10 protein-coding genes are annotated in these 14,574 nt (G+C 63.8%); all 10 read right to left on the minus strand.

Annotation, left to right across the window (positions count from 1 at the left end; all coding sequences use genetic code 11):
• Positions 1-61: 61 nt before the first annotated feature.
• On the minus strand, positions 62-931 hold the full coding sequence (locus tag HU719_RS15710) for an oxygenase MpaB family protein (protein ID WP_186535860.1): 870 nt from the start codon (positions 929-931) through the stop codon (positions 62-64).
• Positions 932-970: 39 nt separating this feature from the next.
• Positions 971-2,905, minus strand: a complete 1,935-nt coding sequence (gene acs, locus HU719_RS15715) for an acetate--CoA ligase (protein ID WP_186535859.1) — start codon at positions 2,903-2,905, stop codon at positions 971-973.
• Between the two features lie 231 nt (positions 2,906-3,136).
• On the minus strand, positions 3,137-4,801 hold the full coding sequence (gene pgi / locus HU719_RS15720) for a glucose-6-phosphate isomerase (protein WP_186521101.1): 1,665 nt from the start codon (positions 4,799-4,801) through the stop codon (positions 3,137-3,139).
• A gap of 415 nt (positions 4,802-5,216) precedes the next feature.
• On the minus strand, positions 5,217-6,080 hold the full coding sequence (panC, locus tag HU719_RS15725; RefSeq protein ID WP_186521403.1) for a pantoate--beta-alanine ligase: 864 nt from the start codon (positions 6,078-6,080) through the stop codon (positions 5,217-5,219).
• Positions 6,077-6,886, minus strand: coding sequence for a 3-methyl-2-oxobutanoate hydroxymethyltransferase (gene panB, locus HU719_RS15730; RefSeq protein WP_186535858.1), 810 nt, complete (start codon positions 6,884-6,886; stop codon positions 6,077-6,079). The genes panC and panB overlap by 4 nt, the downstream gene beginning before the upstream one ends.
• 249 nt (positions 6,887-7,135) lie before the next feature.
• Positions 7,136-7,612, minus strand: a complete 477-nt coding sequence (gene folK / locus HU719_RS15735) for a 2-amino-4-hydroxy-6-hydroxymethyldihydropteridine diphosphokinase (protein ID WP_186535856.1) — start codon at positions 7,610-7,612, stop codon at positions 7,136-7,138.
• A gap of 2 nt (positions 7,613-7,614) precedes the next feature.
• On the minus strand, positions 7,615-9,009 hold the full coding sequence (locus tag HU719_RS15740; RefSeq protein WP_186535855.1) for a polynucleotide adenylyltransferase PcnB: 1,395 nt from the start codon (positions 9,007-9,009) through the stop codon (positions 7,615-7,617).
• Positions 9,010-9,759: 750 nt separating this feature from the next.
• On the minus strand, positions 9,760-11,205 hold the full coding sequence (locus HU719_RS15745; protein WP_186535854.1) for a sigma-54-dependent transcriptional regulator: 1,446 nt from the start codon (positions 11,203-11,205) through the stop codon (positions 9,760-9,762).
• Positions 11,206-11,209: 4 nt separating this feature from the next.
• Positions 11,210-14,185: a sensor histidine kinase gene (locus HU719_RS15750; protein WP_186535853.1), complete on the minus strand. Its 2,976-nt coding sequence runs from the start codon at positions 14,183-14,185 to the stop codon at positions 11,210-11,212.
• The gene (locus HU719_RS15755; protein WP_003250005.1) at positions 14,169-14,345 is read right to left on the minus strand and encodes a hypothetical protein; all 177 of its coding nucleotides are present in this window, start codon (positions 14,343-14,345) and stop codon (positions 14,169-14,171) included. The genes HU719_RS15750 and HU719_RS15755 overlap by 17 nt, the downstream gene beginning before the upstream one ends.
• Positions 14,346-14,574 lie beyond the last annotated feature (229 nt).

Here is a 14,574-nt window from a genome sequence, read left to right on the forward strand (position 1 = left end):
CAGGCTGGGGTGGTTGGAGTATGGCACGTTAAATGGGTTCCGCTGAGCCGACCAAAATACCTTATTCCAGGCCCATGCGCCGCCGCGCGCGATGCGCCGAGCCATCACGCATGGCCCAGCGCAGCAGTGGCGCGGTGCGGGCAAGGCCCAGGCGGATCATGCGCCGCTCCAGTGCGCTCTGTTTCAGGCCGAGCATTTGCCCGGCCCAGGCTGGCAGCAGGTCGATCCCGGCGTTGAGCATCAGCTTGCCCACCGGTTGCGCCAGGCGGCTGGGGGCAGGGGCCTTGAGCAGAATATCGACCACCTCCAGGCTGCGCGCATCGCACTGCAGCTGCGGGCGCATGCGTTGCAGGTATGCCTCGACCTCAGCGCAGGACCGCGGCACGTCACGGGCGCCAAGGCGCTCGGCAATCAGCGCGATCTCGTCGTAGTAGGCATCCTGGGCGGCGCGGGGCAGGGCAGGGTTGCGATAACGCAGGTGTGCGGCCAGGAAGCTGCTGACCTCGGCAACATGCACCCAGGTCAGCAGGTCGGGGTCGCTGGCCGCATAGGGGCGCCCATCGGGGGCATTGCCGACCACCTGCAGGTGGATGGTGCGTACTTTTTCGATCAGCCACTCGGCGTCGCGGGTCGAGCCAAAGGTGGTGCCAGAGATGAACTGGCTGGTACGGCGCAGGCGCCCGAGCAGGTCGTGACGGAAGTTGGAGTGATCCCACACTCCGGCCAAGGCCAGGGGGTGCAGCACTTGCAGCATCAAGGCGCTGATGCCACCCACCAGCATGCTGGGGAAATCGCCGTGCACCCGCCAACTGATGCTCTGCGGGCCGAACAGCCCTGGGTCGCCCTTGGGGGATTCCAGGTCGAGCTGGCCGAGGGCCAGCCCGGTAAGGCTCATGACCTGGGTTTCGATGCGGCGACGTAGGGCTTCCATGGCAACCTTGCAGTGAAGGCGGCCTGGCCCGGCCGCGGGTTACTGGTTGAGACGCGTGTCGATCAGGCCCTGGACCACGCTTGGGTCCGCGAGGGTGGAGGTATCCCCCAGGTTGTCGAGCTCGTTGCAGGCGATCTTGCGCAGTATACGCCGCATGATCTTGCCCGAGCGGGTCTTGGGCAAGGCCGGTGCCCATTGGATCAGTTCAGGCTTGGCGAAGCTGCCGATTTCCTTGCTGACCAGCGCCAGCAGCTCGGCTTTCAGCGCATCGTCGGGCGTCACTCCGTTCATGGTGGTGACGAAGGCATAGACCCCTTGGCCCTTGAGGTCGTGCGGGTAGCCGACCACGGCCGCCTCGGCGACGCTGTCGTGCAGCACCAGGGCGCTTTCGACCTCGGCGGTGCCTATGCGGTGGCCTGACACATTGATCACATCATCGATGCGCCCGGTGATCCAGTAATCGCCGTCGGCATCGCGGCGTGCGCCGTCGCCAGTGAAGTAGTAGCCGGGCATCGGCTTGAAGTAGGTGTCGACCATGCGCTGGTGGTCGCCATAGACACTGCGGATCTGCGCCGGCCAGCTGGCCTTGATGGCCAGCAACCCGGCGCCGGGGCCTTCGATCAGCTTGCCTTGGTCGTCCAGCAGCACTGGCTGCACGCCGAACATCGGCTGGGTCGCGCAACCCGGCGTGAGCCGCTGGGTGCTGGGCAGCGGGGTGAGCATGATGGCGCCGGTTTCGGTCTGCCACCAGGTGTCGACGATGGGGCAGCGTTTTTGCCCGACTTTTTCGAAGTACCACTCCCAGGCTTCCGGGTTGATTGGCTCGCCGACGCTGCCGAGCAGGCGCAGGCTGGCGCGCGAGGTGCTTTGCAGCGGCCCTGGGCCTTCGCGCATGAGCGCACGCAGGGCAGTGGGCGCGGTGTAGAAGATGTTCACTTTATGCTTGTCCACCACCTGCCAGAACCGCGAGGTATCGGGGTAGTTGGGCACGCCTTCGAACATCAGCGACACCGCGCCATTGGCCAGTGGCCCATAGACGATATAGCTGTGGCCGGTGACCCAGCCCACATCGGCGGTGCACCAGAACACTTCGCCGTCGCGGTAATCGAACACCACATCGAACGTCAGTGCAGCTTGCAGCAGGTAACCGCCGGTGGTGTGCAGCACGCCCTTGGGTTTGCCGGTACTGCCGGAGGTATAAAGGATGAACAGCGGCGCTTCGGCGTCCATTGGCTCGGGCGGGCAATCGTCGCCGGCCTGCTCGGTGGCCGTGTGATACCAGAGGTCGCGGCCCTCGGCCCAGGCCACGTCGGCCCCAGTACGCTTGACCACTACGACGCTGCTGACTGCCGGGCAACTGGCCAAGGCCTTGTCGACGTTTTCTTTGAGCGGCACCCGCTTGCCACCGCGTACGCCTTCATCGGCGGTGATCACGGTGCGGCAGTCGGCGTCCAGAATGCGGTCGCGCAGGGCGTCCGGGGAAAACCCGCCGAACACCACCGAATGGACCGCGCCGATGCGCGTGCAGGCCAGCATGGCGTAGGCGGCTTCAGGGATCATTGGCATATAGATACACACCCGGTCGCCTTTTTTTACCCCGCGCGCCTTCAAGGCATTGGCCAGGCGGCAGACGTGGCGGTGCAGTTCGCGGTAGGTGATGACCTTGCTGTCGGCGGGGTCGTCACCTTCCCACAGCAGGGCGGTTTGATCGCCGCGCTGAGCCAGGTGACGGTCGATGCAGTTGTAGCTGACATTGAGCTGGCCACCGTCGAACCAGCGCGCCTGGCCGGTTTTCAGGTCGCATTGTTGCACGCTCGACCAGGGGCTGCTCCAGTCCAGGCGTTGGGCTTGTTCGGCCCAGAAGGTGTCGGGGTCGTCGACGGACTGGCGGTAGAGGCGGCGGTAGTCGTCTTCGCTCAGGCGGGTGGCCTGGCTGACAGCCAGGGCGTCGGGGTAATTGCGGATATCGAACATGGCGGTGGTCCTGCTCTTGTAAGGGGCGGGGACTGCAACGGCTATTCGATGGACAGTGTAGCTGGAGGCGATGTTCCTGAGGATCACAAGGTCCTGGGTAGGAGCGGCCTCGTGTCGCGAAAGGGCTGCGAAGCAGCCCCCGGAGATAGTGCATGATGCCGGGAGTCTGGGGCCGCTCTGCGGCCCTTTCGCGACACAAGGCCGCTCCTACGAGCAGAAACGGCCTTGCGATCAGCCGCGGTGGCGGCCGCGGAAGTAGTTGATCAGGCCTTGGGTCGAGCCGTCTTCGGCGCTTTCTTCAAGGTTGCCGACCAAGCGCTGGTAGACGCCTTTGCCCAGCTCCTTGCCCAGCTCCACGCCCCACTGGTCGAAGGCATTGATACCCCAGACCACGCTCTGCACGAAGACCTTGTGCTCGTACATCGCCACCAGCGCGCCGAGACGGCGTGGGCTGATGCGCTCGACCACCAGGGTGTTGCTCGGGCGGTTGCCCGGGATCACCTTGTGTGGCGCCAGCTTGGCGATATCGGCCTCGTTCAGGCCCTTGGCGCGCAGTTCGCTCTCGGCTTCTTCGCGGGTTTTACCGAGCATCAGTGCCTGGCTTTGCGACAGGCAGTTGGCATACAGCCACTGATGATGGTCGGCGACTGGGTTGAAGCTCACCACCGGCACGATGAAGTCGGCCGGAATCAGCTGGCTGCCTTGGTGCAGCAACTGGTGGTAAGCGTGCTGGCCATTACAGCCGACGCCGCCCCAGATCACCGGGCCCGTGTCGGTTTTGACCGGGGTGCCGTCTTGCAGCACGCTCTTGCCGTTGGACTCCATGTCCAGCTGCTGCAAGTGCTTGGTGATGTTGCGCAGGTAATGGTCGTACGGCAGGATCGCGTGGCTTTGTGCGCCCCAGAAGTTGCCATACCAGACCCCGAGCAAGGCCAGCAGCACCGGCATGTTCTTGTCGAACGGCGCGGTCTGGAAATGCTGGTCCATGGTGTAGGCACCGGACAGCAGTTCCTTGAAGTTGGCAGTGCCGATGGCCAGGGCGATCGGCAGGCCGATGGCCGACCACAGCGAGTAACGCCCGCCGACCCAGTCCCACATCGGGAAGATGTTCTCTTCGCGGATACCAAAGGCCACAGCCGCGGCCTTGTTGCTCGACACGGCGATGAAGTGGCGATACAGCTCGGCTTCCGAACCGCCCTGGGCCAGGTACCAGGTACGCGCGGCCATGGCGTTCTTCAGGGTTTCGAGGGTGTTGAACGATTTCGACGAAACGATGAACAGCGTGGTTTCGGCGCGCAGGTTGGCCGACAACTCGTGGAATTCACTGCCGTCGATATTGGCCAGGTAATGGCAGCGTACACCGCGTTGGGCGTAGGGCAGCAGCGCCTCGGAAACCAGCTCGGGGCCGAGGAACGAGCCACCGATGCCGATGTTCACCACGTCAGTGATGGGTTTTTCGCTGTAACCGCGCCACAGGCCATCGTGGATGCGCCCGACCAGCTCGGTGATCTGGTTCAGCACCTTGTGCACGTCGGGCATCACGTTGACGCCACCGACACTCAGCTTGTCGCCAACCGGGCGGCGCAGGGCGGTGTGCAGCACCGGGCGGCCTTCGGAGGCGTTGATGATTTCGCCGCTGAACATGGCCTTGATGGCATCGCCCAGCTCGACTTCGTTGGCCAGGTTCACCAGCAGGTCGCGGGTTTGCTCGGTGATGAGGTTTTTCGAGTAGTCGAGGAACAACCCGCAGCTGCTCAGCGAGAACTGGTCGAAGCGCTTGCCGTCAGCGGCGAAGGCTTCGCGCATGCTGAAGCCCTGCATGGCGTCGCGGTGTTGCTGAAGCGCCTGCCAGGCGGGCAGCGCCGTCACATCGTGGGGTGTACGGTAATACGCCATTGCGGATGGTTTCCTTGGTGCATGGTCAGGCTATGACACTGGCAACCTTTGCCAGTTGCAAGGGAATCATTATAGGCATTGGCTGCGGGGCGGGAATGGGGCAAGGGGCGTGGCAGATGAAATATTATCGAAGCTGCTCTGGCCCTGTCGCAGGCTCCCACAAGATCAACAACGACGAGATCTCTGTGGGGGATCCTATGGTTTTGTACAAGCCTGTTCTCGCCAGGCATATCTGCTTGTGGCGACTTCCCTTGTGGCGAGCGGGCTTGTCCCGCGTTGGGCTGCGCAGCAGCCCTGAAAACCCAAGGGGCTGCTGCGCAGCCCGACGCGGGACAAGCCCGCTCGCCACAACTGTCTATCATTCCCCACAGGATTGGTCCAACCAGCAATGTTGCGGTTGCGCACGCTCTCCGTGTCAGGCGGCAGGTGCTTGCAGGTGCAGGTAAAGGTTGTCGATCAACCGGGTGTTACCCATGTAGGCAGCAGCGATGACCACCAGCTCACGGTCATCGGCCTGCGCGGGGCGTAGGGTAACGGCGTGGCGCACTTCGAGGTAATCCTTGCGAAACCCCGCAGCCTCCAGCTGCGCCTGCCCGTCGGCGATCAACGCCGCGAAGTCGCGCTGGCCTCGGCTGATGGCCTCGCCCATGGCGCTCAGCACCCGGTACAGATGCGGCGCTGCGGCGCGTTGCTCGGGGCTCAGGTAGCCATTGCGTGACGACAGCGCCAGGCCGTCGTCGGCGCGCACGGTCGGCTCGCCAATGATCTGAATCGGCAGGTTGAGGTCGCGCACCATGGCGCGGATCACAGCCAACTGCTGGAAGTCCTTCTCGCCAAACACTGCAAGGTCGGGCTGGACCATGTTGAACAGCTTGCTGACCACCGTCGCCACACCTTCGAAATGCCCAGGGCGGCTGGCGCCGCACAGGCCTTCGGACAACTGCGGCACGCTGACCCGGGTTTGCACGGCCATGCCGTCGGGGTACATCTCCTCGACGGTGGGGGCGAACAGCAAGTCGCAGCCGGCCTGCACCAGGGTTTGCTGGTCGGCCGCCAAGGTGCGCGGGTACTTGTCGAGGTCTTCGCCGGCGCCAAACTGCAGCGGGTTGACGAAGATGCTGGCGACCACGAAGTCAGCCCGCTGGGCGGCTTTGGTCACCAGTGCGGCGTGGCCGCTGTGCAGGTTGCCCATGGTCGGTACGAAGCCGATGCACTTGCCTTCGCCACGGGCGCGGGCCACGGCGGCGCGCAGTTCGGCCACGCTGTTGACGGTATTCATGCGTTGAACCCATGTTCGTCAGCTGGAAAGCTCACCGCTTTGACCGCCTGCACGTAGGCGGCAAGGGCGCTGTGGATGTTCGGCTGGCCGTCCATGAAGTTCTTCACGAACTTCGGCACACGGCCGGTCAGCGACAGCCCGAGCATGTCATGCAGCACCAGCACCTGGCCGTCGGTGGCCGCGCCTGCGCCAATGCCGATGACCGGAATGGCGACCGCCTGGGTAATTTCTGCGGCCAGTTCGCTGGGCACGCATTCGAGCAGCAGCATGGCGGCGCCGGCCTGCTCCAGGGCGATGGCGTCGGCGCGCATCTGCCGCGCCTGGGCTTCGCTGCGGCCCTGCACTTTATAGCCGCCGAGCACATTGACGGTTTGCGGGGTCAGGCCCATGTGCGCGCACACCGGTACGCCGCGGTCGGCCAGCAGGCGAATGGTGTCGGCAAGCCAGGCGGCGCCTTCGATCTTGACCATGTGCGCCCCGGCGCGCATCAACTGCGCGGCGTTGCTGAAGGCAAGCTCGGGGGTGGCGTGGGCCATGAACGGCAGGTCGGCCAGAATCAGCGCGCCCTGGTTGCCGCGTTTCACGCAGGCGGTGTGGTAGGCCATGTCATCGTTGCTGACTGGCAGCGTGCTGTCATGGCCCTGCAGGACCATGCCCAGCGAATCGCCGACCAGCAACACTTCAACGCCGGCCTCGCTGGCAACCTTGGCGAAGGTCGCGTCGTAACAGGTCAGCATGGTGATCTTTTCACCCGCAGCCTTGAGGCCGTTCAGGGTGGTCAGGGTGGTCAGGGTTACTTCAGGCATGTAGGGGCATCCTCGTTCAGGCGCTGTGAACAACAACTGCGGACAACGCGTGTATTCATCTTCCGGAGCGGCACATCATCGTTGTGATGTTCGGGGTGCAGGTCCGTCCGGGCCCAAATGGGTGATTGCGGCCGTATGGCGCCGCGGGACGCCTATAGTCGTGAGCGAGGTGGGGGAAGTCAATCACCCTGTTACCGCATTGTTACGGCGCAGGTGTTACTGGCGTTACCGCCCGCTGAAACGCCCGAATTACAGGCGTTCGAGGCCGACGAACGGGCAATCCTGGAGCAACTGCGCGAGGCTGCGGCCATCGGCCAGCTGAAAATCGGCGGGTACCAGCTCGGCCAGCGGGTAGAGCACGAAGGGGCGGGCGTGCATGTGGTAATGCGGCACTTTCAGCCGCGGCAGGTCGATGACCTGGTCACCGAACAGCAGCACATCGAGGTCAAGGGTGCGCGGGCCCCAGCGTTCCTTGCGTACCCGGCCCTGGCCATTCTCGATGGCTTGCAGGGCGTCGAGCAGTTGCAGCGGCGCAAGCTCGGTATCGAGGGCAGCCACGGCGTTGGTGTAGCGCGGCTGGCCGGGCAGCAGCGAATCGCTGGTGTACAGCGCCGAGGCGGCCGCCAGGCGCGTTGCGCTGATGCCGTCGAGCGCCAGCAGGGCGCTGCGCAGCTGCTCGGCGGGCTCATCGAGGTTGCTGCCCAGGCCGATGTAGGCGCGGGTCATGCTCAGTCCCACACCTGCTCGTCGTCACGCTTGCGCTTGCTGCCACTGCGTTTGCGCTTGCGCGGGCCGGCACCGGTGGCGCCGCCTTCATCACGGCTGCCCAGGTCGCGAATCATGTCGCGGCGCTGGCTTTCGTTGGCGTCCTGATAGTCGGTCCACCATTGGCCGAGGCCGTCGGTTTCTTCGCCTGCGCTTTCCCGCAGCAGCAGGAAGTCGTAGCCGGCACGGAAACGCGGGTTGTCCAGCAGCAGGTCGGCGCGCTTGCCGCTGCGCCGTGGCAGGCGCTCCTGCATGTCCCAGATTTCGCGGATCGGCAGGGTGAAGCGCTTGGGGATAGCAATGCGCTGGCACTGTTCGGCGATCAGGTCGTGGGCCGCACCGTTCATGGCGGGAATCGGCGGCACGCCCTGGCTTTGCAGTTGCAGCACGCGGCCTGGCAATGCGGGCCACAGCAATGCGGCAAACAGGAACGCAGGCGTTACCGGCTTGCCCTGCTTGACGCGCAGGTCGGTGTTGCTGAGCGCCTGGCTGATCAAGGTGTGGGCGTAGGTCGGACGCTCTTCCAGGGCCTGGCTGCTGGCCGGGAACAGGGGCTCGAACAGGTTCAGGTCGACCAGCATTTCGAAGGTCAGCGCGCCTTGGCCATTCAGGAACAGCTTGAGGCTTTCTTCGAACAGGCGTGCCGGCGGGATATCGCGCAGCATGCGGGCCAGGTCGCGGATTGGCGCCACGGTATGTTTTTCGATACCAAAATTCAGCTTGGCGGCAAAGCGCACGGCGCGCAGCATCCGCACTGGGTCTTCCTGGTAGCGGTGCGTCGGGTCGCCGATCAGGCGCAGCAGACGGTTACGCACATCGTGCATGCCGTTGGCGTAGTCGAGCACGCGCTCGCTGACCGGGTCGTAGTACAGGGCATTGATGGTGAAGTCGCGGCGTTGCGCGTCTTCTTCCAGGGTGCCGTATACGTTGTCACGCAGGATGCGGCCGCTGGCGTTGTGCGAGGAACGGTGGCTGTCGACCTGGTCCTCGTCCGAATGCGGGGCGCGGAAGGTGGCGACTTCGATGATGTCGCGGCCGAAATGCACGTGGACCAGCTTGAAGCGCCGGCCAATGATACGGGCATTGCGGAACTCGGCACGCACCTGTTCAGGCGTGGCGCTGGTGGCGACATCGAAGTCCTTGGGCGTGATGCCCAGCAGCATGTCGCGCACGCAGCCGCCGACCAGGTAAGCCTGGTAGCCGGCCGCCTGCAGGCGTTCGACGATGCCAACCGCATGGCGGCTGAACTGGCTGCGTTGCAGCGAGTGCTGGCTTTTATTGATCACTTCAGGCGTGGTGCGCCTGTGGTGCTGGCCAGGGACTGGCGGGCGGAAAGACTGGAACAACTTCTTCAGCATGGGATGCACTGTTTGAAGGAATGTTCGGCCATGGATAGGGGAATGGCCGCATGATGGGCGGGGATTCTAGCATTTACTGGAGGAATGGTGTAGGCGGTGTGCCAACCCCCGTGGCAGAGGGCCAGAAACGACAATGGGGAGCCTAAGCTCCCCACCAAGTCGTTGTGTGCTCTTATTGTTTTTATGTCGGGCTTCTTGTTTTTGTTGAGTGCCCTGTTCACCAGGCCTTGGCCTGTGAACGACCCCCAGACCGGGGGTGAAGAGCAAACGGATTGCTTTGATCGCCGAGATGATGCTGACCTTGCGGTCCAACCAGTTCAGGTGCTGCTTTTAAGTGCAGTTTTTGTTGTTCTCTGCCTGATCGTGGGGCTAGCCCCAAACACAACTCCTCTCCAAAAGAATCAGTTAGCTGCGCCTCCGCCGTCTTGTTTTTATTGTGCGTGAGCCGTTTCGTCTTGTTCTTGTTATGAGTTGCAGTGCTTCTTATTGTTCTTGTACCAAAGATATAGCAGGTGCCGTGCCAACTTTTCAAAACCCAATGAAACCGGGGGTTTTGGCCATTTCGCAGGTTGTGTGCGCCGGGCAAATGTAGAAATTTCGTTACCGTACGCCTCGGGCGCTGTTACGGCTGACAGCTGCGGTAACAGATTTTTACGCAACTGATCTGTTACCGGGTGCTGAACGCATCGCGGGGCAAGCCCGCTCCCACGCCGGTGAGAGAAAGCTTGCCCCGCGTTGGGCCGAGCCGAATCAGTTGTCGCTGGTGGCGTTGCTCTTGCGCCGTGGGATTCCCAGGCGTTGGCGGCGTTCCCACAGGCATTTGCGGCTAACCCCGAGTTTGCGCGCAAGCTCGGTTTCGGTCATGTGGTCCTGGTGCTCAAGCACGAAGTGCTGGAAGTAGTCTTCCAGCGACAGGTCCTCGGTAGGCTCGTGGCTGGCATTGCTGCCCCCCCCGGCCATGCCTGGCAGGCTGTCGAGCAGGTCGTCGTCTTCAAGGTCGGCCAGCTCGATGTCGATGCCCAGCAGTTCGGCGGATATCTCCGGGCTCTCGCTGAGAATGACCGCACGCTCCACGGCGTTTTCCAGCTCGCGCACGTTGCCCGGCCAACTGTAGTGGCGGATGGCTTGTTCGGCTTCGCTGGAGAAATGCAGGTCGTCGCGGCCAATGCGCGCACTCTGGCGGGCCAGGAAGGCGCTGGCGATTTCGTTGACGTCCGGGCCGCGCTCGCGCAGTGCGGGCAGCTTCAGTGCAATGACGTGCAGGCGGTAATAAAGGTCTTCGCGGAACTGCCCGGCCTTGGCCAGGTTTTTCAGGTCCCGGTGGGTCGCGGCGATCAGGCGCACATCGACCTTTTGCGACTGCACCGAACCGACCCGGCGAATCTCGCCCTCTTGCAGCACCCGCAGCAGGCGGGCCTGGGCTTCGAGCGGCAGTTCGCCGATTTCATCGAGGAACAGCGTGCCGCCGTCGGCGGCTTCGACTAAGCCTGCACGGCCAGCGCTGGCGCCAGTGAACGCGCCTTTTTCGTGGCCGAACAGTTCGGACTCGATCAGGGTTTCGGGAATGGCAGCGCAGTTTACCGAGATCATCGGCGCCTTGGCGCGCCGCGACAGGTTGTGCAGGGCGCGCGCCACCAGCTCTTTGCCGGTGCCCGACTCGCCCTGGATGAGCACATTGGAGTCGGTCGGGGCGACCTTGCGGATTTTTACGTACAGCTCTTGCATCGGTGCGCAGGAGCCGATGATGCCAATTTCGCCATTGGCGGCGGCGGCAGCGGGTTTGTCGGCCGTGGCCTTGGCAGTGCCTGGGCGGGTTTCGGCAGGCGCTGTTGGCGCCGGCGTGCTTGGCCGGTCACGCAGAATACGGGCCACGGCCTGCAGCATCTCGTCATGGTCGAACGGTTTGGCGATGTAGTCCACCGCGCCCATTTTCATCGAGTCCACCGCCGAGCGCAGGCTGGCGTAGCTGGTCATGATCAATACCGGCTTGCCCTGGCCGAGCTTGATCAGCTCGGTGCCTGGGGCGCCAGGCAGGCGCAGGTCGCTGACGATAAGGTCGAACGTGGCAATGCTGAAGCGTTCCTGGGCTTCCTGCACCGAGCCTGCTTCGCTGACCTGGTACTGGTTGCGTTCAAGCAGACGGCGCAAGGCCGAACGGATGATGGTTTCGTCTTCGACGATCAGAATATGCGGCATTGATTCAATTCTCTCGACGGTCTCGAATTTCAGGGGACGTCGCTACGACATGCCGGGGCAGGGTCACGCGGATCCGGGTACCACGCTGGCGCTCGATGTCGGCCGGGCTGTCGATGGTGATTTGCCCATAATGCTCTTCCACGATGGAATAGACCAGCGCGAGCCCCAGTCCGGTTCCCTCGCCTGGGTCCTTGGTGGTGAAGAACGGTTCGAACAGCCGGTCCATGATGTTTTTCGGGATGCCGCTGCCTTCGTCTTCCACGACCAAGTCGACGGTATGCTCGGTGGCTTCGGTGCGCACCCGTACCGCGCTGCCGGCTGGGGTGGCGTCGCGGGCGTTGGACAGCAGGTTGATCAGCACCTGCGCCAGGCGTTGCGGGTCGCCTGCCACCCAGTGCTCGGGGTCGCACAGGTTGAAGAACTGTACTTCGAAATTGCGCCGGTTAAGCGCCAGCAGACCAATGGCGTCCTGCGCCACCTCGGCCAGGCACACCGGCTCTTCGCTGTTCTGCTGGCTGCCGCCGGCGTGGGCGAAGCTCATCAGCGACTGCACGATGCGCGACACGCGCTTGGTCTGTTCGAGGATCTGGCTGGACAGCTCGATGATCTCGCCGTCGCCCTCGCGCTCCTCGCGCAGGTTCTGCGCCAGGCAGGCGATGCCGGTGATCGGGTTGCCGATCTCGTGGGCCACGCCTGCGGCCAGGCGGCCAATGCTGGCCAGGCGCTCGGAGTGCACCAGCTTGTCTTCCAGGGCCTGGGTTTCGGTGAGGTCCTCTACCAGCAGCACCAGGCCGCTGTTGCCCGGTGCCAGCGGCTCGTCGATGGCGGCCTTGTGCAGGTTCAGCCAGCGCGGCTGGCCGTCGAGCGCCAGGCGCTGCTTGTGAAGGTGTTCGTCGGGCACGTTGATGAAGCCTTGCAACAGGCCGCGCCATGGCTCGGTGATGGTTACCAGGCGCGAACCGACTACGTGCTTGGCAGCGATACCGGTCAGCTCTTCCATGGCTTTGTTCCACATCAGGATTTCCTGGTCCTTGGCCAGCGAGCAGACGCCCATGGGCAGCTCTTGCAAGGTCTGCCGGTGGTAGCGGCGCAGGGCGTCGAGTTCGGCGGCAAGGCCGGTCAGGCGCGAGTGGTAGTCCTCAAGCCGGCTTTCGATGAAGTGGATGTCCTCGGTCACGTAGTTTTCGTTACCGGACTTGTACGGCAGAAAGGTTTCGACCATGTCCTGGGCCACGCTTGGGCCCATCAGGCCGGACAGGTTGGCCTCGATACGGTCGCGCAGGCGGCGCAGGGCATACGGGCGGCGCTCATCGAACGGCAGGTAAAGGTCGCGCAGCGCCTGCTCGACTTCCTTTTGCGCAGCCTTGGCACCCAAAGGCTTAGCCAGTTGGGTGGCGAATTCCTGCGGCGAGGCGGCATGCAGCTCACGGCGTTGCGGGCGGCGTACGTTATCCACAGCGCAGGCTTCGGCGGCGCTGGCTTCTTCGCTGCTGGCGTTGGTAAACAGTGAAATCAGCGTGAACAGCAGCACGTTGGCAGCCAGCGAACCAATTGCTGCCATGTGCCAGCTGGTGTCGTCCAGCACGTAGATCACATCCAGCATCGGGATGTAGAAGCCCTGCAGGTTGCCCAGCAGCGGCAGCAGCATGGTCAGCATCCATACCAGCATGCCCGCCAGCAGGCCGGCGATGAAGCCGCGTCGGTTGGCGGTTGGCCAGTACAGCACCGAAAGCACGCCGGGCAGGAACTGCAAGGTGGCCACGAAGGCGACGATGCCCAGGTTGGCCAGGCTCTGGTGGTTGTTCTGGGTGAGGTAGAAGACAAAGCCTGCGGTGATGATGGCAACAATCAGCGCGCGGCGGGTCCATTTCAGCCAGCGGTAGATATTGCCCTCGGCGGGCGGCTGGTAAAGAGGTAGCACCAGGTGGTTCAGGGCCATGCCCGACAGCGCCAGGGTGGTGACGATGATCAGCCCGCTGGCGGCCGACAGCCCGCCGACGTAGGCCAGTAGCGCCAGCGCCTCATTGTTGGCGGCGATGCCCAGCCCGAGGGTGAAATATTCCGGGTTGGTGCTGGCGCCCAGGCGCAGGCCGGCCCACAACACCAGTGGCACCGCCAGGCTCATCAGCAGCAGGAACAGCGGCAGGCCCCAGCTGGCGCTGACCAGCGAGCGCGGGCTGAGGTTCTCGGTGAAGGCCATGTGGTACATGTGCGGCATGACGATGGCCGAGGCGAAGAACACCAGCAGCAAGGTCCGCCACGGGCCTTCCTGCAACGGGGTGTGCAACGCGGCCAGTGCGGTCTGGTTCTGCAGCAGCCACAGCTCCAGTTCGTGTGGGCCACCGAATACGCCATACAGCGCATACAGGCCGATACCACCCAGGGCCAGCAGCTTGATCACCGACTCGAAGGCAATGGCGAACACCAGGCCTTCGTGTTTTTCACGGGTGGCGATATGCCGCGAGCCGAAGAAAATGGTGAACAGGGTGATCAGCGCACAGAACGCAAATGCCACCCGCGCCTTGACCGGCTCGCCGGTGAGGATGCTGATGGAGTCGGCCACCGCCTGGATTTGCAGGGCGAGCAAGGGCAGCACGCCGATCAGCATGAAGATGGTGGTCAGTGCGCCGGCCCAGGTGCTGCGAAAGCGAAACGCCAGCAGGTCGGCCAGCGAGGATAACTGGTAGGTGCGGGTGATCTTGAGGATCGGGTACAGCAGCACCGGGGCGAGCAGGAACGCCCCGGACACCCCCAGGTAGCAGGCCAGGAAGCCATAGCCGTACTGGTAGGCCAGGCCGACCGAGCCATAGAAGGCCCAGGCACTGGCGTAGACGCCCAGCGATAGGGTGTAGGTCAGGGGGTGGCGGATGATGGCGCGCGGGATCAACCCGCGTTCGCTGATCCAGGCCACGCCGAACAGCACCAGCAGGTAGGCGGCGCTGATCAGGATCATCTGGGTCAGACTAAAGCTCATCGGCATCTCGTTGGCTCTGCAGGATGAAGGTGACGACGATCAGGATCAGCCAGAGCAGGTACGGGCGGTACCAGGCTCCGGTCGGCTCGATCCACCAGTCCATGATGGCCGGGGAGAACAGATAGATCCCCACGACCAGAAGCAGGACCAAACGATAGATGTACATGCTGGCCTCGATGGTTGGGCGCTGCGGGTTTGGCGTTGATTATTGCTGCAAATGGCGGGGGCGAGGGTAGCGGGAATCCACGGTATTGGCCAAGGTTTTGAAATGGCTGGGTTTTGCGCCACCGGGGTTGCCTGTGCTGGCCTCATCGCAGGCTATCGCCAGCTCCCACAGAGACCGTGCTCAACCGCAACATTGCTGGTTGTACCCCATCCTGTGGGAAACGATAGAT

The organism is Pseudomonas farsensis, assembly GCF_014268805.2.
Lineage (GTDB): Bacteria > Pseudomonadota > Gammaproteobacteria > Pseudomonadales > Pseudomonadaceae > Aquipseudomonas > Aquipseudomonas farsensis.

What these genes read in the sequence shown, in the direction of transcription:
- panB (WP_186535858.1), bottom strand. Translation starts at nt 6,886, where the DNA reads ATGCCTGAAGTAACCCTGACCACCCTGACCACCCTGAACGGCCTCAAG.
- HU719_RS15755 (WP_003250005.1), bottom strand. Translation starts at nt 14,345, where the DNA reads ATGTACATCTATCGTTTGGTCCTGCTTCTGGTCGTGGGGATCTATCTG.
- HU719_RS15710 (WP_186535860.1), bottom strand. Translation starts at nt 931, where the DNA reads ATGGAAGCCCTACGTCGCCGCATCGAAACCCAGGTCATGAGCCTTACC.
- HU719_RS15745 (WP_186535854.1), bottom strand. Translation starts at nt 11,205, where the DNA reads ATGCCGCATATTCTGATCGTCGAAGACGAAACCATCATCCGTTCGGCC.
- pgi (WP_186521101.1), bottom strand. Translation starts at nt 4,801, where the DNA reads ATGGCGTATTACCGTACACCCCACGATGTGACGGCGCTGCCCGCCTGG.
- HU719_RS15740 (WP_186535855.1), bottom strand. Translation starts at nt 9,009, where the DNA reads ATGCTGAAGAAGTTGTTCCAGTCTTTCCGCCCGCCAGTCCCTGGCCAG.
- acs (WP_186535859.1), bottom strand. Translation starts at nt 2,905, where the DNA reads ATGTTCGATATCCGCAATTACCCCGACGCCCTGGCTGTCAGCCAGGCC.
- panC (WP_186521403.1), bottom strand. Translation starts at nt 6,080, where the DNA reads ATGAATACCGTCAACAGCGTGGCCGAACTGCGCGCCGCCGTGGCCCGC.
- HU719_RS15750 (WP_186535853.1), bottom strand. Translation starts at nt 14,185, where the DNA reads ATGCCGATGAGCTTTAGTCTGACCCAGATGATCCTGATCAGCGCCGCC.
- folK (WP_186535856.1), bottom strand. Translation starts at nt 7,612, where the DNA reads ATGACCCGCGCCTACATCGGCCTGGGCAGCAACCTCGATGAGCCCGCC.